Consider the following 20,683-nt stretch of genomic DNA (forward strand, 5'->3'; position numbering starts at 1 on the left):
CTTTATAGCCTAGAGATGCCGTTCACTGAAGAACCGCTTGACCGCCGTCGTAACGGCGGCTGCCAGTCGGGAACGGTGCCCCGAATCCTGCAGAAGTTTCTCTTCCTCGCGATTCGAAAGGTAACCCATCTCCACCAAGACCGAGGGAACGTCCGGCGCCTTGAGCACCGCGAACCCGGCCGAACGGCGCGTATTCTGAACGAGACGCGTGGCCTTGCCCATCTCCTGAACAAGTAAATTGGCGAAATTGAGCGACGAATTCAACGAGTCTCGCTGGACAATATCGATCAGGATATTGGTCAACACCGGGTCGGCCCCCGAAAAATCCATGCCCGCGATGATATCCGACTTGTTTTCCCTGGCGGCCATGGCCGCCGCCTCCTTGTCGGAAGCCTGTTCGGAGAGCGTGTAGACGGAAGCCCCCCGGGTCCGGCGGTTGGGATGGGAATCCGCGTGCAGCGAAAGGAAAAGGTCGGCACCGGCCCGGCGGGCGATTGCCACGCGCTCGCGCAACGGTATGTAGATATCCCGCTCCCGCGTCAGCATCACCCGATACCGCCCTGTCGCCTCCAGCTCTGCCTTCAAGGCCTTGGCGACATCCAGGGTGACGCTCTTTTCGAGAAGGCCGGAACGGCTCAAGGCACCCGGATCCACCCCGCCATGGCCCGGATCTATGACGATAAGCGGCTTCGACGTTCCTTGCGGCACGGGCGGCGGCGCGACGGGTGCGGTCGCCTGCAACGGTGCCGACAGGGCGGCCGCTTCGCTGGTATCAACGAAGACTTCCTTGCTGGTCTCTCCGATATCGAGAACGAAGCGGTAACCGTGCGGCCCGATCGGGGTTAGGAGAAAGGCCTGCTTCACCGCGACCGGTTTTGCGACGTCGAGAACGACGCGCGAGGTTCCCGGCGTGAAAAGGCCATAGCGAAGGCTCTGGATCAGGCCCTTTTCCTGGCTGGCCGTCTCGGTCGGGATCTTCCAATCCATTTCCGGAAAATCGATGACGATCCGATACGGATTCGAAAGGGTGAAAACCCGGAAATCCACCTTCTTGGAAAGATCGAGAACAAAACGGGTCATGCCGAGATGTTCGCCGGTCCGCAAGCCGACGACCTCGGGCGCCGCAAGCGAGACCCCCGGCCACCAAAGGCCAGCCATCAGGAGCAGAAACGCCAAGCCCTTCACGCGACGCCTCACCACATCTAGAGTTCGCATGAAGCTTTCCATACCATATCTCGCGAACTTGTCGCAGTTTCTGGTCGGCTCCTTGCCATAAATCCGGAAATTTTTCAAGAAGATATATATTTTTCAATGAGTTGAATAATCCATTTGATGAATCGCCCGGGGGCAGCGTATGTTCGTTTCTGCGATGCATCGCAAAGCCGTTCGTCCCGATTTTGGTTTCAAGCCGGTCGTGACGAGGGCGCGGTGGCCGGTCTAACCGGGGCCCTATTCGACCAATTTCCCGGCAGCCGGCAGCGGCGTCAAGGTTTTGCGAGAAAAAGTTGAACCTAGGAATCGGCCAGACCCTGTTATGGGTTGGCTGCCGGAAGCGGCCCCGTCCTGACCCTTGGTGGTTGGCGTTCGACGGGTAAGAGCGCAGGCGCCGTCGATTTCGCAGATTCGCCCTTTCCGCTTTCGCCATCGCACGAAAGCTTGAAATGGCGTGGAGTTTTTGCCGAATGGCAAAGCGTATGCTGCTTGATGCGACGCACTCGGAGGAAACTCGGGTCGTCATCTTGGACGGCAATCGAATCGAAGAATTCGATCACGAAACTTCCACCAAGAAACAACTCAAAGGCAATATTTACCTCGCAAAGGTAACGCGCGTTGAGCCGTCCCTGCAGGCGGCGTTCGTCGAATATGGCAGCGGCCGACATGGGTTCCTTGCCTTCAACGAAATTCACCCGGATTATTATCAAATTCCCATCGCCGACCGCCGGGTGCTGCTCGAGGAAGAAGCGGCGATCCACGAATCGGAAGGTGCTGAGGAACGGACGGAAACGGGGCCTCGGTCTCCGACGCCGGCCGAAACCGACGATCCCGCCAAACCGGACATTGCGAAGCCATCGACGCCGGGCGAAGAATCCGCCCAACATGTCGAGACCGTTGGCGGCGACGAGCTGGAGGAAATGGCCCGGCGAAGCCGCCCCCATCGCACTTACAAAATCCAGGAAGTCATCAAGCGTCGGCAAATCCTGCTCGTCCAGGTCGTCAAGGAAGAGCGCGGCAACAAGGGCGCGGCGCTGACGACCTATATGTCGCTGGCCGGCCGCTATTGCGTGCTCATGCCGAACACGGCCCGCGGCGGCGGCGTCTCCCGCAAGATCACGAGTCAGGGCGACCGCAAGCGCCTGCGCGATATCCTGAAGGACCTTTCCATTCCGAAGGGCATGGGGGTCATCCTGCGAACCGCCGGACTTGAACGGACGAAGGCGGAAATCCGGCGCGATCTAAACTACCTGCTCCGGCTCTGGAACCAGGTCCGGGAATTGACGCTGAAATCCACGGCGCCGGCACTGGTCTATGAGGAAGCGAACCTCATCAAGCGAGCCATTCGCGATCTCTACCACAAGGACATCGAGGAAATTCTCGTTGACGGCGAGGAAGGCTACCGCCTGGCGAAGGAGTTCATGCGGACGCTGATGCCTTCCCATGCCAAGAACGTTCAACCCTACAAAGACCCCGACAACATCCCCCTCTTCCAGCGCTATCAGGTCGAGGCCGAGCTTGACGAAATCCACAGCCCGCGAATCGAACTCAAGTCCGGCGGTTATGTCGTGATCAGCCCGACGGAGGCCTTGGTTGCGATCGACGTGAACTCCGGCCGGTCAACGCGGGAACGCAACATCGAAGGAACCGCGCTGAAAACGAATATGGAAGCGGCGGAGGAAGTCGCCCGCCATCTCCGCCTGCGCGATCTTGGGGGCCTTGTCGTCGTTGACTTCATCGATATGGAGGAAAGCAAGCACCGCCGTCAGGTCGAGCGTTGCTTGAAGGACGCCATGCGAACGGATCGCGCGCGGATCCGTCTCGGCAAAATCAGTCCTTTCGGTCTTCTTGAAATGTCGCGCCAACGCCTGCGCCCAAGCCTGCAGGAAGCAAGCTCCGAAACCTGCCTCTATTGCGGCGGCAGCGGCGTTATCCGCTCGACGGAATCGACAGCACTTCATGTCCTGCGGGCGATCGAGGAAGAAGGTGTTCGCAAACGAAGCGTCGAGGTTACGGTTTATGTGCCGACGGATGTCGCCCTCTATCTGCTCAACCAAAAACGGGAACGTTTGGCGGAGATCGAGGCACGTTACAGTTTCCGCGTTGTTGTCGCGCGGGACGACGCCCTGATACCGCCCAACTTCCGGATGGAACACCTGAAGTCGGCCGGCGGCGAAAGGGCGGAAGTCATTGCGCCGAAGGCTGGAAGAGAGATCGAAAAGACTGGAAGAGAGACGGAAAAAGAAGGCCGTCGGCCCCGCCGCCGCCGGGATGGCAAAGAAAAGCAGGCAAAAGAAGAGGGTTACGCAACGAAGCCGGTAGAAACGAAGCCGGCCGAGGCAACGCCAGCTGCAACGAAGCCGGCCGAGGCAGCGCTAGCCGAACAAAAAGAAGGCAAAGAACAGCCTCGCAAGCGCCGCCGCCGTGGCCGCCGCGGCGGGCGACGGCGCAACCGTGCCAAAACCGCTTCGCAAGAAACCGCCGCTTCGCAAGAGACCGCCACCCAGCAGCCGAACGAAACGGACACTGGCGGCGATCAACCGCAAGAAAAGGCGGCTTCCTCGGCTTAGAGGAGGCCTGTTCGGTTCGCCCTCAAGACCGCCAGGCTTGCAGACGGTGGATGGCTTCCGCCATCGTGGCTTCGGCGCCGGCGAAGGAAAAACGAACGTAGCGGTTTCCCTCCTTGGGGTCAAAGTCGATCCCAGGCGTTGTCGCGACGCCGGTTTCTTCCAACATGCGACGGCAGAACCCCTCGCTATCGTCCGAAAATCCAGAAATGTCCGCGTAAAGATAGAAAGCGCCGTCCGCCGGAGCTAGTCTTTTAAACCCCGCCTTCGGCAATTCCTTTAGAAGCAGGTCGCGGTTTCTCGCATAAGCCGCAACGTAAGCATCGAGCTCGTCCGTACAATCGAAAACGCGCAGGGCACCATGCTGGGAAAGCGTCGGCGCCGAGATGAAAAGATTTTGCGCCAGACATTCGATCGAACGCAGAAGGGATTTCGGCACCACCATCCAGCCGATGCGCCAGCCGGTCATCGAAAAATATTTGGAAAAGCTGTTCACGACGATCGCCTCCGGATTGTACGCGAGCGCCGTCGCAGCCGGTTCCCCATACGTGATGCCGTGATAAATCTCATCCGATACGAGGCGGATACCCCGCGCCGTGCAGAACGCCGCCAGACCTTGGAGAGCGTTCGCATCCAGCATGGTGCCGGTTGGATTCGAAGGGCTGGCGAGGATCATCCCCTCAAGACGATCCGCGATCGGCTCGATCCCGGTGACCGTTGGCTGGAACCGATTTTCCGGTAACGCGCGGATGGGGACCGGCACGAGGTCGAGGGCGGCAAGAATGTTGCGGTAGGCGGGGTAGCCGGGTTCCGTGACGCCGACCCGGTCGCCGGGATCGAATGCGCTCAAGAAAGCAAGCAGGAACCCGCCGGACGCGCCGGTCGTCACTACGACGCGCTCGGGCGACACGTCAAGGCCATGGCGCGTCTTGTAATGCGCTGCGATTCGCTCGCGCAGGGCGGGCATCCCGAGGGCCTCTGTATAGCCAAGCGCGTCGCTGCCAAGGACCGCCTTCGCCGCTTCGATCACGGGCCGTGGCGCCCCGGTCCCCGGTTGGCCCACCTCGAGGTGCAGCACGGCCTCGCCCGCCGCTTCGCGGGTGTTGGCGGCGCGCAGGACATCCATCACGATGAAAGGTGGCACCGCGCCGCGTTTCGCGACCTTCAAGACCACTTCCGCGCCTCCTTATCTCCCCGTGCCGAGGCCGGCGCCCGAGCCGCGCGGCTCGTTCTTGATCTCGCAATTCTCCGGCCCCAGACGAACGCCCTCGCGGCAGGCGACCGCGTTCACGCGACCGAGCGCTTCAACGACCTTCGTCCGGTGGTTGCGCTCCAAAAGCCCTCCATGCCCTTCGCTGCTCAGTTTTTCCTCGACGGCAACGGCGTCCGGAAGACCGGCATGATGAACGCGGGCCGCAGTCAGGGCTTCCGCCAAGGAGCGCCCGCCAAGCAGCGTTTCCGCGGCAACCTGGACGAGCGCCGAGATCGAAGGCGCTCCGCCGGAGGGAACGGCAAGAAAAATGGGTTCCGTTTCGGTATAGGCCGGCGCCGTGCCTTCCGTGTAATCCAGCGGATCCTCCTTGCGCATTTTCAGCAGCCCGGTTTCCTTCGCGTCCGGCTCGGAAAGGCGCATTCGGCCTATGTGGCGCATCACGAGAACGGGCGCCAGCGCGATGTCGCTTCCCGCCGCCATCGGGGCGGCGAAGAGAATGCCCGTGCCGGGAATCGCCCGGCCGGTGCCAAAGGGGCGATTCATGGTGTGCGCGCAAAGCACCGCCAGGCCCTTTCGATCGACAACCACATAACCGGTCGTGGCCGTTTCGTCCGGATAGCTGATCGGTGCAAACGGCAACCGCTCGACCGGCAAATGGCTTCGCGGATCGTAATCGGCCATCCAGTCCTCCCGGCCCCCCTTGGCATCCGCTCCGGCAAAGGCCCGCATGCCGACTTCGGCCAGAAGATGGGGAATATCGTCCGTCGAGGCCTTCCGGTAACGATCGCCTTGCGTCAGCATTTCCCACATGCGCAAGACGACGCGGCCGCCGGTGCTGTCGACCGTGTATAGGGTCTCCTCGTCAAAGCGGGTGGCAAGCGGCGACTGCCACTCGGCACGCAACCCGCCGAGAGCTGCGTGATCGAGCACCCCGCCCACCGTCGCGGAAGCGGCAACCAGTTTTCTAGCGATCGCGCCCTGATAGAAGGAGGCCGGCCCCAGCGAACGAACGTGCTTCAGTGTGCTGACAAGTTCCAGCTGAGAAAGGCGGTCGCCCTCGTGCAGGATCGTCCCCTCGAAATTTGCGAACAGGTGGCGGGCCTCTGCATCGGCAAGCAAGCGCGTGGAATCGCGTGCCAGGTCCTGCCCCAGCGCTCTCGAGACGCGAACCCCGTTCTTCGCATACTCCTCCGCCGGCAGCAGAAGGTCGCCCCATTCCTTGCCCCGGTAGCGCAGATGCAGAGCGGCCATCCCGGCCACGTTGCCGGGGACGAGACCCGGCTCAAGATCGGAGCGCGCCGGAAGCGGTTTCAGGAAATCGAGAACCACGACCTGTTGGTTTTCCGGGTCATGGACGACGCAGATGCCGCCGCCGCCAAGGCCGGCGGCCGATGGATAGGTGACGGCCAGCGAGAAATAGAGCGCAACCGCGGCATCCGCCGCCGTACCGCCAGCCGCCAGCACGTTTCTGGCGGCCAGGGTTGCAAGCGGCTCGTCCGCAACGACCGCTCCGAAAAAGGCGTTGTCGAGGTTTGCAAGGAGACGGGGAGCGATGGCGTCCTTTGGGGCTTCCCGTGGTTTTTCAAACTGTTCCAGCCACTCCGGCGTCTGACCGCTGCCAAATTCGCACGCCCCAAGTGCGAAAAAAAGGCAGAGAATAAGCAAAAGGACGCCATATTGACGGTAGAGACCTCTGTGCCTACGTTTAGGCTCAGGGGCTGGAGATCGCATAGTGTTTTTTCGTTTCATCTGCCTCGTCAGCGCAATTCTAGTCTGTACCGTCGGCTGGGCGCCGGAGAGTTGGGCCCAGCAGCGCATAAGTCTTATTCGTGACGCTGAAATCGAACGTATCATCCAAGGCTACGCTACGCCACTGTTCGAGGCCGCGGCACTCGACCCGGCGGCGGTTCAGATCCACCTTGTCAGCGACCCAACCCTGAACGCCTTCGTCGCCGGCGGTCAGCATCTTTTTCTCAATACCGGTCTCCTGATGCGGGCGGACAACGCCAGCCAGCTGATGGGGGTCATCGCCCATGAAACGGGACACATCGCAGGCGGCCATTTGATACGCGGTCAGGAGGCCATGCGCAACGCCGGAACGCAAATGCTGCTTGCCGTGCTATTGGGGATAGGCGCTGGGATCGCGTCCGGCAGCGGGGACGCGACAACCGCCATCCTTTCCGGTGGAAGCAGCGTGGCGACACGCGGTTTTCTCCAATTCAGTCAAGGCCAGGAAGCGGCGGCAGACCAGGCCGGGCTTGGCTATCTCGATAAAACAGGTACATCCGCTAAGGGGTTTCTGGAATTTCTGGAAATTCTCGAGAAGCAGGATCCCCTGAATTCGGATCGCCGGGACCCTTACGTGCGAACGCATCCCCTGACCCGCGATCGCGTGGATTTCGTCCGCAACCATGTCCTGCAAAAAAGCGCGCCCCCGGAGAGTCCGCTTTCGCCGCAAGGCTTACGCGATTTCGAACGCATGCAAGCGAAGCTTATCGGATTCATGGAGCCGTTTCGGACCGTCCTCAAGCGCTACCCGGAAAAAGACACGAGCGAGGCGGCCCGTTATGCGCGGGCCGTCGCCTATTATCGGCGGGGCGAGCTTGATCGCTCGGTGCCGCTGATCGACGACCTGATCGCGGAAGAACCAACGAATCCTTATTTTCACGAGCTGCGCGGCCAGATGCTGTTCGAAAATGGCCGCCTCGCGGAAGCGTTGTCTTCCTATACGGAAGCCGTCCGTTTTGCGCCCGAATCCGTTCTGCTGCGGATAGGGCTTGCCCATATCCAGCTTGAGACCGGAGACGTCCTCCAGAATCGTTCCGCCATGGGAAACCTTCTCTATGCCGCCGACCGGGAGCGCGACAACCCGGAACTCTGGCGCCTGCTTGCCATCGGCTACGGGCGCGATCAGGAATTTGGGATGAGCGCCCTTTCGCTTGCCGAAGAGGCGATCTCGATTGGCGACAAGGTGACCGCCGTTCAGCAGGCAACCCGCGCCCAAAAAATATTGGACCGCGGGTCGCCCGGCTGGATTCGAGCCCAGGATATCAAGATTGCAGCAAACACGCTGCCCGACCCATGAACCCGGCGGGCGGGCATGGTGGAAGCCGGCCTAAAAAAAACGCGGCGGATAGTCTTCGCCCCCTTATCTTCCCGCTTCTTACCCTTAGCGCTTTTCTGCCAGCCGCCTGCGCATCCGGGCCGGAACTTCCCAGCCCGTCGCCTGGCTTCGCCCAAGCCGGTCTCCCCGGCGACTGGCTGCCAGACCCGATGACGGCCAGCTCCGGCGTTGCTTTCATGACGAAGGACGGCATCCCGGCCGTGAAGGTCGATTCGACGGCGGGCCACGCCTTCGCCAGCCGCCGGCTGGATAGCCCCCTGATGGCCGCCCCCTATCTGCGGTGGGCCTGGTACCTGGAAACCACCCTTTCAAACGCGAACATTCCGCACCTTTCCAGTGCCGCGGCGCCGGCCGGCAACCCGCTTCGGCTGCGCGTGGGCTTCCTGGGCGGCCGACCGGAGAAGGAGAACGCATCTTCAGCGCCATGGACGGTGGTAGGCGTTCCCCCTCATGACCGGCTGGTCGATCTTGTCTGGGAATGGCAGACCACCGACCCGCCGCACGGAGACGACGCTATCGGCCTTCGCCCGGGTTGCACCGTCCCTTGCGTCGCGTTCAGAAAGGAATACGAGGACGTCGGCCAATGGCGGCTGGAGGCGGCCGATCTGGAATCGATTTATCGCCGCTTCTGGCCGGAGGATCGCTTGGCCGAGGCGCGAGTCGTCTTCATCGCGTTCCTGCCGGCCCCCTCGCCGATGCCCTTGGCCGGTTATCTGGCCGATCTCGACCTTGGGCGGTAAAGGGGTCAGATGTAATAGGCCTTAAGCGGCGGTATGCCGTTGAACCCAACCGTTGAATAGGTCGTCGTATAGGCGCCGGTTGCCAGAAGCTCTACCCGGTCGCCGGCGGCAAGGTTAAGCGGCAGCTCGTAATGGGTCTTCTGGTAGAGAATATCGACGCCGTCACAGGTTGGGCCGGCCAGGATCACCGGGCCGACCGGGCCGCCGTCGTGCGGCGTGCGGATGTCATAGGCGATGGCCTCGTCCATCGTTTCGGCGAGCCCGCCGAATTTTCCGATATCCAGGTAAACCCAACGGACGGTGTCGGTTTTGGATTTCTTCGCCACCAGCACCACCTCGCTCTGGATGATGCCGGCCTCCGCCGTGATGTAACGACCGGGTTCGATCATGAGCTCCGGCAATCCTTCCGTATAGTGACGCGCGATGGACTCCTTGATGGCGTTCGTATAGGCCTCGACCGGCGGCACGTGGGCACGGTAGCGGGCCGGAAGGCCGCCGCCAAGATTGAGCAGCTTTAAAGAAATTCCCGCCGCGCGCAAGCGTTCGAAAAGCCGCCCTGCGGTGGCGATCGCCGGCTCCCACTGCGCAGGATTCGTCTGTTGCGAGCCAACGTGAAACATCACGCCGTAGGGAATAACGCCAAGTTCCCTTGCTTCGCGCAAAAGATCATACGCCATTTCGAAGTCGCACCCGAATTTCCGCGTGAGCGGCCAGTCGGCCCCACTTTCCGAAACCCAGATTCGGCAACAAACCTTGGAGCCGGGGGCGACGGCGGCAAGTTTTTCGAGTTCACCTTGGCTGTCGAACGCAAAAAGACGAACCCCGAGATCGAAGGCCGCGGCAATCTCGGATCGCTTCTTGATCGTGCTGCCGTAGGAAATCCGTTCCGGCGAAACGCCGGCAGCGAGCGAAGCCCGTATCTCGGGAACGCTTGCCGCATCGAACCCGGCGCCGAGGCCGGCCAGCAGCGAAAGAACCTCGGGGGCTGGGTTCGCCTTCACGGCATAGTAAACGGCGATATTCGGCGCCAGCCTCTTAAGCGCGCGGTATTTCTCCGCAACGACATCAAGATCAACCACGAGACAAGGCAAATCCGGCCGTTGTTCCGCGAGAAACCGAAGAATTTTTTCCGACATGAAAAGTCGTCCCGCAGCTGGGAGGCAACAGCGGACGGCTTTTAATGAAATTGAGCCCAGATGCCAAGCGGGAATTCTGTTTGGCGGGCGGTTAAAGTTGCGTCGCCAAGTAGCGGATGCCGACGATGAGCCCGGCGCCCAGGACAACAAGGCCCATAACCTTCAGAAAGGTTAGAACAACCGCGCCCTTGAAGCGCTTCTGCTCCTTCTGGATGATGGCGCGCTTTTCCGCCTGCTTCTTCTGGACTTTCCTCTCGGCAAGTTTGGCTTGCACATCGGTGCGCGCCTGGCGTTTGCGCTCAAGGGTCTCCGCGTTTTCTTCGTCGATCTTGCTGCCGCGGAAGATGGTCCGCGAATTGACCCTTTGCGTCGCTTCGTCGAAGCTTTCCTCGATCACTCGAACGGCGCTGTAACGGCGGCCCTCGTCGATGCGGCGAGCTTCCGAAAGCGCAAGGCTACGGCTATCGAAAATCGAATCGATCTTCCATTCGCCGTTTACAAAGGTATGAATTTCATAGCTGACGATCATGCGCCATCACCCAAACGGATTCTATTCTCCATGTTTCGGGTTCTTCATATAGTTTGTGCCGCCAAGGACGAGCGAAATCGCCTCGCCATCATCACTGAGCGGCAGCAAGATGCTTCGACACAAGACGCTTTCGCCTTCGACGCTCTTAAAGCTGTCGCCGTAGGAAATCGGAACGCCCTTGCGCAGCACTTCCTTGACGTAGCAGCTCGCCCGCTCGAGCAGGCTGCTTTTCCGAAGCTCCGAGACGTGAAGATTCTCACAAGGCGCTCCGTAGCATGCAATCAGCTCCTTACCCACGTAACGCAGGATGGGGTTCTGTTCGTCCTCGCTCACGTCTAGAATAAAACAGTAGGGCCACATGTCGGCGATATCGTCGGAACGAATATCGCTGAGCGAAGGGTAGGAACGATCCCCCGTGATTCCCCGCCAGTAATCCAGCAGGCGAAGAACAAGACGGCGTTCCTTGCCAGGCCGCCGTTCCGGAGCCGGCTGGGTTCTCTCGACGTTCGTTTCGCCGGTTTTCTTACCCGATTCCGCGGGTCTTACTGTTTCCGACATTTTGCCCTCCTGCCCTACTCGACCTTTAACAAACGCACGGCTTTCCGGCGTTGGCGCTATGCGCTTCAAGACGCCAAGGGGCTTAAGCTTTGCCATTTATGGCCGAGATAAGATTAATAATATGTAAAATTAGGCGAAAAAATGGGTCTCCGACTCTGCGGAAGGCATTGGAGTCGTTGTTAAATAAGACCCGCCAGGGGCGAGGAAGGGTCCGCGTAACGCTTCTTCGGCATGCGGCCGGCAAGATAGGCAAGCCGCCCCGATTCGACCGCCAGCCGCATGGCACGGGCCATGCGGACGGGATGTTTCGCTTCGGCGATCGCCGTGTTCATCAGCACGCCGTCGCAGCCAAGCTCCATCGCAATCGTCGCATCCGAGGCCGTGCCGACGCCGGCATCCACCAGCACCGGCACGCGCGACTGCTCGATGATCAACCGGATGTTGACGCGATTTTGGATGCCAAGCCCGGAACCGATGGGGGCCGCCAGTGGCATGATCGCCGCGCAGCCGATCGCCTCAAGGCGCTTGGCCATAACCGGGTCGTCGCTGCAGTAGGCCAGCACCTGGTAGCCTTCCTTCACCAAAATTTCGGCCGCCTTCAGGGTTTCCAGCATGTCGGGATAGAGGGTCTTTTGCTCGCCGAGAACCTCGAGCTTCACCATCTCCCATCCCCCGGCCTCGCGGGCTAGACGAAGCGTGCGAACCGCCTCCTCGGCCGTATAACAACCCGCCGTGTTCGGAAGATAGGTGTATCGCTTGGGGTCCAGGTAATCGACAAGTCTTGGCGCCGAGGTGTTCGCAACGTTGACGCGGCGAACGGCGACCGTGACGATATCGGCTCCCGACGCTGCAATGGCCGCCGCCGTTTCCTCGAAGTCACGGTATTTTCCAGTTCCGACAAGAAGCCGCGAAGAAAATCGGCGGCCAGCAAGCATGAACGAGTCTTCTTCCGCGACCGCCGCGGCGGACGTCGCCGCATCTCCAACGCCTCCCCCGATGAAATGGACGATCTCCAGTTGATCGCCGTCAGCGACAGGCGTCTCATCGTAAGCCGAACGCGGCACAACCTGAAGGTTGTGCTCAACCGCTACCTTCCGGCGATCGATGCCAAGCCGCTCAAGGACGGCCGCCACGCTTACGGGGGGGGCAAAACGCCGCTCTTCCCCGTTTACCGTGACCCGCGTTGTCGCTGCCCTTGCTTCCATTGCCCCTGGTTCCTTAACTTTTTTCAAATCGAAGGACCCTTTCGAGCCGAATATGGCGCGCCTTTCGGCCGGCTTCAATCGGCCCGCCGCCACGGGCATATTTCCGCATATTTCTTAGTGATCGGAAGGCATTGCGCCTTTTCGCCCGCGTGCTATAACCCCCCCCAGTAAACACGATTGAAACCGTGGAAGGCGCGCGATGCCCTCCTCTATCTTGATCCTCAACGGGCCCAATCTCAACCTTTTGGGAGAGCGGGAGCCGGAAATCTATGGAACGGAAACCCTGGCCGACATTCGGGCGGCCACGGCCGCTGTCGCCGCCGAGCTTGGGCTGGCCATCGAATTCCGGCAATCGAACGCCGAGGCCGAACTCCTCGCCTGGATTCAGGAAGCGCGGAAAGGCTATGCCGGCATTATTATCAATGCGGGTGCTTTCACGCACACATCGATTGCTATCTACGATGCGCTCCTGTTATGTGAAAAGCCCATCATCGAGGTGCATTTGTCGAATATTTTCCGGCGCGAGGCTTTCCGTCACCATTCCTACGTCGCGCCGGCGGCACACGGCTTGATTTGTGGATTCAGCGGGCATGGCTACGCGCTCGCCTTACGGGCAATGGCAAGGATTTTGGACTCGGATGTACGGCTTCAAACGTAGACACCGGATTAACCGCGACCTCGTCCGCGAGCTTGTTGAGCTCCTGGAAGAACATGGGCTTTCCGAACTCGAATATGGGACCGCCGGCTGGAATATCCGCGTCGCGCGCGGAGGCGGAAAAACGACCAAGAGGAAAACGCCGGCCCCAGGCCGGGAATCCGCCACCGATTCCCTGGCCGATCACCCCGGCGCCGTCACTTCGCCGCTGGTCGGAACCTCTTATCTCTCAAGCGAGCCGGGTGCGCCGAATTTCGTGAACGTCGGAGACGAAGTGAAGGAGGGGCAAACGCTTCTTCTTGTCGAAGCGATGAAGACGTTCAACCAGATTCGCGCCCCGCGCAACGGCAAGGTCACGCAGATACTTGTTCAAAACGGCCAGCACATCGAATACGGCGAAGTGCTGATGGTGCTGGAATAGCGCACAACCCATGTTTGAAAAAGTTCTGATCGCCAACCGCGGAGAAATCGCGCTCCGCATCCACCGCGCCTGCCAGGAAATGGGGATTCAGACGGTGGCGGTGCATTCGACGGCGGATGCCGATGCGATGCACGTTCGGCTCGCGAACGAGAGCGTATGCATCGGCGGCCCGGCGCCGCATGAAAGTTATCTGAACATTCCGGCGATTCTGTCGGCGGCGTCCGTAACGAACGCGTCCGCCATTCACCCGGGCTATGGGTTCCTTTCGGAAAACGCGGATTTTGCGGCGATCGTCGAGGAACACGGCTTCACCTTCATCGGCCCAACGTCGGAGCACATCCGTCTGATGGGCGATAAGCTCGCCGCTAAAGCCGCCATGCGCACCCTCGGCGTTCCCGTCGTGCCGGGCTCCGAGAAGGCGATCGAGGACATCGATGAGGCAATGCGCGTCGCCGAGGACATCGGCTATCCCATTCTCGTGAAGGCGTCCCATGGGGGCGGCGGACGCGGCATGCGGATCGCGGCTTCGTCGGCGGAACTGCGCGCAGCGATTTCTACCGCACGGGCCGAAGCCAGCAGCCACTTCAAGAACGGCGCGGTCTATCTCGAAAAGCACTTGATGAATCCCCGGCACATCGAAATCCAGATTCTCGCCGATACCCACGACAACGTCGTGCATTTCGGCGAGCGAGACTGTTCGCTGCAACGTCGCCACCAGAAGCTGTTGGAAGAAGCCCCCTCGCCGGCGCTGAACGCTGACCAACGCGAGAAGATCGGCGCCGCCGCATCGGCGGCCATAGCCAAGCTCGGCTACCGTGGCGTCGGCACGCTGGAATTTCTATACACGGACGCAGCCTTCTATTTCATCGAGATGAATACGCGCCTGCAAGTTGAACATCCGGTCACGGAAATGATTTCCGGTGTTGATCTCGTGCGCGAGCAAGTCCGAGTCGCCGCCGGAGCGCCTTTGGGGTATCGCCAAAGCGACGTTCGTTTGCACGGACATGCCATCGAATGCCGAATCACCGCCGAGAACGCCAAGACCTTCGTCCCCTCACCCGGCCGCGTCGACGACTACCACCCGCCGGGCGGGCTGGGCGTGCGGGTTGACTCGGCCCTCTACGCTGGCTGCACAATCCCACCCTACTACGACAGCCTGATCGCCAAGCTGATCGTCCATGGCCGCAGCCGGAACGAAGCTCTTATGCGGCTGCGCCGAGCCCTCGATGAATACGTCATTGGGGGCGTTCAGACGACAATCCCGCTTTTCCAGCGCCTGATCAAGAACGGGGATTTTCTGAACGGCGATTACGATGTTCACTGGCTTGAGCTTTTCGTCGCTCAGGAGAATTAGACGCCGGCCCAAAGGCCATGCCAGAATTCGTTCATGAAGATCCAGCCGGAACTCTTGTTGCGCACTTACGCCGCCGGGATTTTTCCGATGGCGGAACACCGGCATGCCCCAAACCTCTTCTGGGTGAATCCCCAATTTCGCGGCATTCTGCCGCTGGACCGTTTTCACGTGCCGCGGCGGCTGCGGCGGACGTTGCAAAAAAATCGCTTTCAAATCACGGCGGACAGGGCGTTCGAGGCGGTCATCCGGGCCTGTTCCGAATCCACGCCCGAACGGCCCGACAGCTGGATCAACGGCACCATCATCGAAATCTATTGCGCCCTGCATCGGGCGGGCCACGCCCACAGCATCGAATGCTGGCGGGAGGATAGGCTTGTCGGGGGGCTCTATGGAGTCGCCCTCGGCGGCGCCTTTTTCGGCGAGAGCATGTTCAGCCGCGAAACGGATGCGAGCAAGGCGGCCCTCGTCCATCTTGTTAGCCGGCTAAGAAGGGGCGGCTTCGAACTTTTGGATGCTCAGTTTGTTACGGATCATCTGCGCCAGTTCGGCGCGGTGGAGATTTCGCAAGCCGAATTCCACGTTCGTCTCACCCAGGCCCTAAAGCGCAACGCCCGTTTTCATCCCGACCCGGAAGAAACCGCCGGCTAGCCGCCCAGGCAGTCCAGCACCCAGACGTCGTAAACGGGATGTTCGAGGGCGGAAAGCGCCGGGCTTGAGGCAAACATCCAGCCGCGAAAAAGCTTCTTCGGTTCGTCGTCGAGCTGGATATCCCGAATAACAAGATAGGCGGCGCTTTCCGGCAACTCCTCCGGTGGGCGTTTGTCGCAGGCCAGCGCCGTAATTTCGAGCGTGCCGAAACGAACCGGCCGGTTGAGGGGAGCTTCGACCGTCGAGACGCGGGCGGTGATTTTGTCGAGTCCCTGAAGAAGAACGCCGCTCGAAGAAGAATCCCCGAAGGCGCCCCCGGAAACGAAGAGAAGAGAAAAGAACGCCGCCCAGGCAGACGCCCACCGAAACATCGGCCATCTTCCTTGCTGACACTCCATGTCTTTCACGCAAAAGCCGGCGACGTTGGGAAAAAAGTCAACAAAGGAGAGAACTATTCATCCGCCTGTGGCTTGCTGAACAGGAATTGGCCGATGATCTGCTCGAGGCCGAACGGCGCCTGGGTGAACTTCACTTCACCGCCGGGTTTAATGAAGTTCTCCTCGCCTCCCGGCACGAGGGCCAGGTATTTGCCGCCGAGAAGGCCCTCGGAGGCCACTTCGGCAACCGTGTCGGTGGTCAATTGAATATCGGAGTCCACGGTCCAGCGAACGACGGCAAGGTAGGTTTTCGTATCGAGCCTCTGTTCGAGTACGGTCCCGACCGTGATGCCGCCGATCTTGACGTCGGCCCCGGTTTGCAGGCCATCCACGCGGTCGAATTTACCCCACATCTCATAGCTGTCCCCAGCCCGCATGCTCTCGCCTGTGTAGGTGTATGCAAAAACCAGAAACAGCGCGGCCACTATCAGAACCACGCCGCCCATCACCGTTTCCACTATGTTCCTTCGCATTGGTCCTGCTCTCCCGTTTTCCTTCAGTCGCGCTTTAACTAGGCCGCCATGCTTCGTAAGCCTCTGCCGTGTGGGTAATTTTTTCAAGAGTGCCGTGCGGTTGATAAGCTGCCGGCGTACCCGTCGGGTTCGGCGCGTGTTCCTGCCGCCAGGGCATCCGCGTCGTTGATTTCTCGAAAGGAGGTTCGTTAATCATGTGGCTAAGCCAGGCGTGCCACATCGGCGGCGTCTTTGATCCTTCCGCGCTACCCTTGTAAATCACCCAACGCCGCTCGCGCCGCATGTCACCGCGCCGCCGCATCCGATAATAGCGATTTCCGAATTCGTCCTTACCGACGAAGCGGCCGCGAAAAACCGTCAAAAGCCAAGTGCCGAAAGTCATGACCTGGAACACCCAAGCGATGGGTTGCGGGTGGGATTGGAACGCCGGGGCATATATGGCATCGGATTCTATAGCCGTCCAGCCCCAGACCGTCGGACCGGGTATGGTTTCGATGCGCTCCGGGCTTTCTTTCCCCCAGCGGCCGGGGATTTTCTTAAAAAATAGTTTCGGTATTGATTTTTCCACAATATGTGGTTAAGCCTTCAATCTCTGGGGGGCTGCGCTAATTTTTGCGCAAAATATGGTATTCCGCGGCCTTTCCGATAAAGAGGGGGAAACATGCGGATTTCGCGCCGTTATACGACCGAAGGCACCTCGCCATACGAAACCATTGCCTTTCATAGAACCGCCAGCGACATCCGCAACCCGGACGGTGCCACCGTCTTTCGCCTCGACGACATCGAAGTACCCAAGGCCTGGTCGCAAGTGGCCTGCGACATCATCGCCCAAAAATATTTCCGCAAGGCCGGCGTGCCGGCGCGGTTAAAAGCGATACCGGAGGAAGATGTCCCGGAATGGCTGTGGCGCCACGAGGCCGATCACGAGATGCTCAAGCGCCTGCCGCCGGCAAAGCGTTACGGCGGCGAGACCAGCACCCGTCACGTCACGGACCGGCTGGCCGGCACCTGGACCTATTGGGGCTGGAAAGGCGGCTATTTCGATAGGGAGGCCGATGCCCGGGCCTATTTCGACGAAATGCGCTACATGCTGTGCTGCCAAATGGGGGCGCCCAATTCGCCCCAGTGGTTCAACACGGGGCTGCATTGGGCCTATGGCATCGACGGCCCCGCCCAGGGTCATTACTACGTCGATTTCGAGACCGGCACGCTTGTCGCTTCGCGATCGGCCTATGAGCATCCTCAGCCTCACGCCTGCTTCATCCAAAGTGTAAGCGATGACCTCGTAAATAGCGGGGGAATAATGGATCTTTGGGTCCGTGAGGCGCGACTTTTCAAGTATGGTTCCGGCACCGGAAGCAATTTTTCGAAGCTGCGGGGTGCCGACGAAGCGCTGTCCGGAGGCGGCAAGTCCTCCGGCCTGATGAGTTTTCTCAAGATCGGTGATCGGGCGGCCGGCGCCATCAAGTCCGGCGGCACCACCCGGCGCGCCGCCAAGATGGTGACGGTTGACATCGACCACCCGGACATCGAGGACTATATCAACTGGAAGGTCAGGGAAGAGCAGAAAGTCGCCGCCCTGGTGGCCGGCTCAAAGCTCTGCAACCGCCACCTGAACGCCATCATCCACGCCTGCCATGCCGAGCGCAGTCTTGGCGACGCCCGGTTCGAGCCGAAGGCGAACGAGGGCTTGCGTGAAGCCATACGCGGCGCCCGCCACGCGCTGATCCCGGACAACTATATTCAGCGCGTCATTCACTTCGCGCGGCAAGGCTATACGGAGATCCGGTTCGCCACCTATGACACGGACTGGCAATCCGAAGCCTATACCACTGTCTCGGGCCAGAACTCGAACAACTCCGTCCGGCTGACCAACGCCTTCATGGAACGGGTGCTCGCCGACGGTAAATGGGAGCTGATCCGCCGGACGGACGGCAAGCCCCACCGAACGATTCGTGCCCGGGACCTTTGGGAGCAGATCGCCAACGCCGCCTGGGCCTGCGCCGACCCTGGCGTCCAGTTCGACACCACGATCAACGAATGGCACACCTGCCCCGCGAGCGGTCGGATCAACGCCTCGAACCCGTGCTCGGAATACATGTTCCTGGACGACACGGCGTGTAACCTTGCCTCGCTCAACCTGATGACTTTCCGCTCGGCGACGGGCCACTTCGACGTCGAGTCCTTCACCTATGCCGTGCGGCTGTGGACGATCGCGCTGGAGATTTCCGTGCTCATGGCGCAATTCCCGTCCCAGGAAATCGCTCAGCGTTCCTATGAATACCGGACGCTTGGACTCGGCTATGCCAATCTCGGCGGCCTTCTGATGGCAAACGGCATCGCCTATGACAGCGACGAAGGCCGGGCCACCTGCGCCGCCATCAGCGCAGTCATGACCGGTGTCGCCTACGCGACTTCCGCCGAAATGGCGGGCGAGCTTGGCGCCTTTCCACGATTCGCCGAGAACTCCGAGGAAATGCTTCGGGTGATCCGCAACCACCGCCGGGCCGCTTATGGCGAGAGGGAAGGCTATGAAGGGCTTACCGTGAAACCGGTTCCCCTCGACGCCGAGACTTGCCCGGATGAAAATCTCGTTCAGGCGGCGCGCGAAGCCTGGGACCGGGCGCTTGAGCTCGGCGGTCAGCACGGCTACCGCAACGCCCAAACCAGCGTTGTGGCGCCGACCGGCACGATCGGTTTGGTCATGGATTGCGACACGACCGGAATCGAGCCCGATTTCGCGATCGTCAAATTCAAGAAGCTCGCCGGCGGCGGTTATTTCAAGATCATCAACCACACGGTGCCGGTGGCGCTTGCCACGCTTGGCTATTCGGAAGCCGGGATCGAAGCGATGGTGCGATATGCGGTCGGCCACGGCACGCTGGAGGGCGCCCCCGGGATCAACTTCGACACGCTCCGTGTGAAGGGTTTCACGGAAGGCATTCTGACAAATCTCGAAAAGGCACTGGCGAGTGCTTTCGACATCAAATTCGCCTTCAACAAGTGGGCGCTGGGCGAGGAATTCTGCCGCAGCGTTCTTGGATTCGACGAAAGCCAGATGAACGACCCGACTTTCGATCTCCTGCCGGCCATGGGCTTTACCCGGCAGGAAATCGAGAAAGCGAACGCGTATTGCTGCGGCGCCATGGCACTGGAGGGCGCGCCAGGCCTGAAGAAGGAGCATCTGCCCGTCTTCGATTGCGCCTCGCCTTGCGGCCGCCTAAGCCAGCGGTGCCTTTCCGCTGAAAGCCACATCCGGATGGTCGCCGCCTCTCAATCCTTTATCTCGGGCGCCATCTCGAAAACGATCAACATGCTGAACACGGCGACCGTCGAGGACTGCAAGAACGCCTATCTGCTTTCCTGGAAACTGGGCCTGAAAGCGAACGCCCTTTACCGCGACGGCTCGAAACTTTCCCAGCCCCTGAGCACCGCCGTTTTCGAAGATCTGGAAGAAGAAGATGCGACGGCGGCCGAGGAGCGGCTTGAGGAACTGGCCGGAGCGACGGTGCCGGCCCAAACGGTGGCGCTCGCCGAACGCCTCGCCGAACGCATTGCCTCGACCCGATCGAAACGCGACCGGCTTCCCCAACGGCGCAAGGGTTACACGCAGAAGGCTCTTGTCGGCGGTCACAAAGTCTATTTGCGGACCGGGGAATACGAAAACGGCGCGCTTGGGGAAATTTTCATCGACATGCACAAGGAAGGGGCGGCCTTCCGCAGCCTGATGAATAATTTCGCGATCGCCATCTCGATCGGCCTGCAGTACGGCGTGCCACTTGAGGAATTCGTTGAGGCCTTTACCTTCACGCGGTTCGAGCCGTCCGGTCCGGTCGAAGGGAACGACGCCATCAAGATGGCGACCTCGATCCTGGATTACGTCTTCCGCGAGCTGGCCGTTTCCTATCTCAGCCGTTACGACCTCGCCCACGCCAAGTCGGAGGATCTTCTGCCGGACAGCCTCGGCATTGGGAATGCGGAGGGCAGCTTGCCGTCGCTCGGCAGCACCAACGAAAGCGATGTCGCCGCCGTTGCCAGACTCGCAAGCCGCGGCTATCTCCGCAAGAATCTTTACGTGTTAAAAGGCGGACGCCATGGCCATAACGCGAAACCGGAAAAAGAGGTCGTGCTGGCCGAAGCCTTGTCCGCCGTGAAAGCCCAGGCAGGCGGCGTTGCTTCCGAGATCACCACGACCCAGGTCGCGGTGGACATGGCGGCGCAAGTTTCCATGCACGTCGAACGGGCGAGCATCTCGACGGCGCGCCTTAAGGGCTACGAGGGAGATGCCTGCGGGGAGTGCGGCAATTTCACGCTGGTCCGCAACGGCACCTGTCTTAAGTGCAACACCTGCGGAGCGACCAGCGGATGCAGTTGAAGCACTAGCGAATTCGACTTCCTCCCTGAAGACTTG

18 protein-coding genes are annotated in these 20,683 nt (G+C 60.7%); 8 read left to right on the top strand and 10 right to left on the bottom strand.

The window, feature by feature from the left end:
- Positions 1-9 precede the first annotated feature (9 nt).
- On the bottom strand, positions 10-1,215 hold the full coding sequence (locus AB1781_02585; GenBank protein ID MEW5703459.1) for an N-acetylmuramoyl-L-alanine amidase: 1,206 nt from the start codon (positions 1,213-1,215) through the stop codon (positions 10-12).
- A gap of 467 nt (positions 1,216-1,682) precedes the next feature.
- On the opposite strand from AB1781_02585, the gene AB1781_02590 reads away from it, so the two are divergent.
- A complete protein-coding gene (locus AB1781_02590) occupies positions 1,683-3,782 on the top strand; it encodes a ribonuclease E/G (protein MEW5703460.1) in 2,100 nt (699 codons plus the stop codon).
- Between the two features lie 22 nt (positions 3,783-3,804).
- On the opposite strand, the gene AB1781_02595 is transcribed toward AB1781_02590, so the two are convergent.
- Positions 3,805-4,953 carry a pyridoxal phosphate-dependent aminotransferase gene (locus tag AB1781_02595; GenBank protein MEW5703461.1) on the bottom strand — a complete coding sequence of 383 codons (1,149 nt, stop codon included), beginning with the start codon at positions 4,951-4,953 and terminating at the stop codon, positions 3,805-3,807.
- A gap of 12 nt (positions 4,954-4,965) precedes the next feature.
- Positions 4,966-6,657: a gamma-glutamyltransferase gene (locus tag AB1781_02600; GenBank protein ID MEW5703462.1), complete on the bottom strand. Its 1,692-nt coding sequence runs from the start codon at positions 6,655-6,657 to the stop codon at positions 4,966-4,968.
- Between the two features lie 67 nt (positions 6,658-6,724).
- Here AB1781_02600 and AB1781_02605 point away from each other — a divergent pair, with 67 nt between their 5' ends.
- Positions 6,725-8,077: a M48 family metalloprotease gene (locus tag AB1781_02605; protein ID MEW5703463.1), complete on the top strand. Its 1,353-nt coding sequence runs from the start codon at positions 6,725-6,727 to the stop codon at positions 8,075-8,077.
- Positions 8,078-8,265: 188 nt separating this feature from the next.
- On the top strand, positions 8,266-8,856 hold the full coding sequence (locus tag AB1781_02610; GenBank protein ID MEW5703464.1) for a hypothetical protein: 591 nt from the start codon (positions 8,266-8,268) through the stop codon (positions 8,854-8,856).
- Between the two features lie 5 nt (positions 8,857-8,861).
- Here the strand turns inward: AB1781_02610 and AB1781_02615 are convergent, their stop codons facing one another.
- From AB1781_02615 to thiS, 4 genes are all read right to left on the bottom strand, one after another.
- Positions 8,862-9,992, bottom strand: a complete 1,131-nt coding sequence (locus AB1781_02615; protein MEW5703465.1) for a type III PLP-dependent enzyme — start codon at positions 9,990-9,992, stop codon at positions 8,862-8,864.
- A gap of 91 nt (positions 9,993-10,083) precedes the next feature.
- Positions 10,084-10,521 (bottom strand): hypothetical protein, encoded by a 438-nt coding sequence (locus tag AB1781_02620; GenBank protein MEW5703466.1) that lies wholly within the window; start codon positions 10,519-10,521, stop codon positions 10,084-10,086.
- A 21-nt stretch (positions 10,522-10,542) separates the two neighbouring features.
- Positions 10,543-11,079, bottom strand: a complete 537-nt coding sequence (locus AB1781_02625; GenBank protein MEW5703467.1) for a PAS domain-containing protein — start codon at positions 11,077-11,079, stop codon at positions 10,543-10,545.
- 179 nt (positions 11,080-11,258) lie between these two features.
- On the bottom strand, positions 11,259-12,284 hold the full coding sequence (thiS, locus tag AB1781_02630; protein ID MEW5703468.1) for a sulfur carrier protein ThiS: 1,026 nt from the start codon (positions 12,282-12,284) through the stop codon (positions 11,259-11,261).
- 199 nt (positions 12,285-12,483) lie between these two features.
- Here thiS and aroQ point away from each other — a divergent pair, with 199 nt between their 5' ends.
- Genes aroQ through aat form a run of 4 tightly spaced genes read left to right on the top strand, consistent with a single transcriptional unit; the run spans position 12,484 to position 15,362 of the window.
- Positions 12,484-12,942, top strand: coding sequence for a type II 3-dehydroquinate dehydratase (gene aroQ, locus AB1781_02635; protein ID MEW5703469.1), 459 nt, complete (start codon positions 12,484-12,486; stop codon positions 12,940-12,942).
- Positions 12,923-13,360: a biotin/lipoyl-containing protein gene (locus AB1781_02640; protein ID MEW5703470.1), complete on the top strand. Its 438-nt coding sequence runs from the start codon at positions 12,923-12,925 to the stop codon at positions 13,358-13,360. Before aroQ ends, AB1781_02640 begins: the two co-directional genes overlap by 20 nt.
- A gap of 10 nt (positions 13,361-13,370) precedes the next feature.
- Positions 13,371-14,714, top strand: a complete 1,344-nt coding sequence (gene accC, locus AB1781_02645; GenBank protein MEW5703471.1) for an acetyl-CoA carboxylase biotin carboxylase subunit — start codon at positions 13,371-13,373, stop codon at positions 14,712-14,714.
- A 33-nt stretch (positions 14,715-14,747) separates the two neighbouring features.
- A complete protein-coding gene (gene aat / locus AB1781_02650) occupies positions 14,748-15,362 on the top strand; it encodes a leucyl/phenylalanyl-tRNA--protein transferase (protein MEW5703472.1) in 615 nt (204 codons plus the stop codon).
- Here aat and AB1781_02655 read toward each other — a convergent pair.
- From AB1781_02655 to AB1781_02665, 3 genes are all read right to left on the bottom strand, one after another.
- The gene (locus AB1781_02655) at positions 15,359-15,733 is read right to left on the bottom strand and encodes a DUF2155 domain-containing protein (protein MEW5703473.1); all 375 of its coding nucleotides are present in this window, start codon (positions 15,731-15,733) and stop codon (positions 15,359-15,361) included. The genes aat and AB1781_02655 overlap by 4 nt on opposite strands.
- An 80-nt stretch (positions 15,734-15,813) precedes the next feature.
- Entirely contained in the window at positions 15,814-16,272 is a 459-nt protein-coding gene (gene mlaD, locus AB1781_02660) for an outer membrane lipid asymmetry maintenance protein MlaD (GenBank protein ID MEW5703474.1), read from the bottom strand.
- 34 nt (positions 16,273-16,306) lie between these two features.
- Positions 16,307-16,654: an NADH-ubiquinone oxidoreductase subunit NDUFA12 family protein gene (locus tag AB1781_02665; protein ID MEW5703475.1), complete on the bottom strand. Its 348-nt coding sequence runs from the start codon at positions 16,652-16,654 to the stop codon at positions 16,307-16,309.
- Between the two features lie 279 nt (positions 16,655-16,933).
- On the opposite strand from AB1781_02665, the gene AB1781_02670 reads away from it, so the two are divergent.
- Entirely contained in the window at positions 16,934-20,647 is a 3,714-nt protein-coding gene (locus AB1781_02670) for a vitamin B12-dependent ribonucleotide reductase (GenBank protein ID MEW5703476.1), read from the top strand.
- The last annotated feature ends 36 nt before the right edge of the window (positions 20,648-20,683 follow it).

The organism is Pseudomonadota bacterium, from assembly GCA_040752895.1.
Lineage (GTDB): Bacteria > Pseudomonadota > Alphaproteobacteria.

Coding starts and splice junctions, on each gene's coding strand:
- AB1781_02585 (MEW5703459.1), bottom strand. CDS start 1,215: ATGCGAACTCTAGATGTGGTGAGGCGTCGCGTGAAGGGCTTGGCGTTT.
- AB1781_02590 (MEW5703460.1), top strand. CDS start 1,683: ATGGCAAAGCGTATGCTGCTTGATGCGACGCACTCGGAGGAAACTCGG.
- AB1781_02610 (MEW5703464.1), top strand. CDS start 8,266: ATGACGGCCAGCTCCGGCGTTGCTTTCATGACGAAGGACGGCATCCCG.
- AB1781_02615 (MEW5703465.1), bottom strand. CDS start 9,992: ATGTCGGAAAAAATTCTTCGGTTTCTCGCGGAACAACGGCCGGATTTG.
- AB1781_02620 (MEW5703466.1), bottom strand. CDS start 10,521: ATGATCGTCAGCTATGAAATTCATACCTTTGTAAACGGCGAATGGAAG.
- AB1781_02625 (MEW5703467.1), bottom strand. CDS start 11,079: ATGTCGGAAACAGTAAGACCCGCGGAATCGGGTAAGAAAACCGGCGAA.
- thiS (MEW5703468.1), bottom strand. CDS start 12,284: ATGGAAGCAAGGGCAGCGACAACGCGGGTCACGGTAAACGGGGAAGAG.
- aroQ (MEW5703469.1), top strand. CDS start 12,484: ATGCCCTCCTCTATCTTGATCCTCAACGGGCCCAATCTCAACCTTTTG.
- AB1781_02640 (MEW5703470.1), top strand. CDS start 12,923: ATGTACGGCTTCAAACGTAGACACCGGATTAACCGCGACCTCGTCCGC.
- accC (MEW5703471.1), top strand. CDS start 13,371: ATGTTTGAAAAAGTTCTGATCGCCAACCGCGGAGAAATCGCGCTCCGC.
- aat (MEW5703472.1), top strand. CDS start 14,748: ATGAAGATCCAGCCGGAACTCTTGTTGCGCACTTACGCCGCCGGGATT.
- AB1781_02655 (MEW5703473.1), bottom strand. CDS start 15,733: ATGTTTCGGTGGGCGTCTGCCTGGGCGGCGTTCTTTTCTCTTCTCTTC.
- mlaD (MEW5703474.1), bottom strand. CDS start 16,272: ATGCGAAGGAACATAGTGGAAACGGTGATGGGCGGCGTGGTTCTGATA.
- AB1781_02665 (MEW5703475.1), bottom strand. CDS start 16,654: ATGACTTTCGGCACTTGGCTTTTGACGGTTTTTCGCGGCCGCTTCGTC.
- AB1781_02670 (MEW5703476.1), top strand. CDS start 16,934: ATGCGGATTTCGCGCCGTTATACGACCGAAGGCACCTCGCCATACGAA.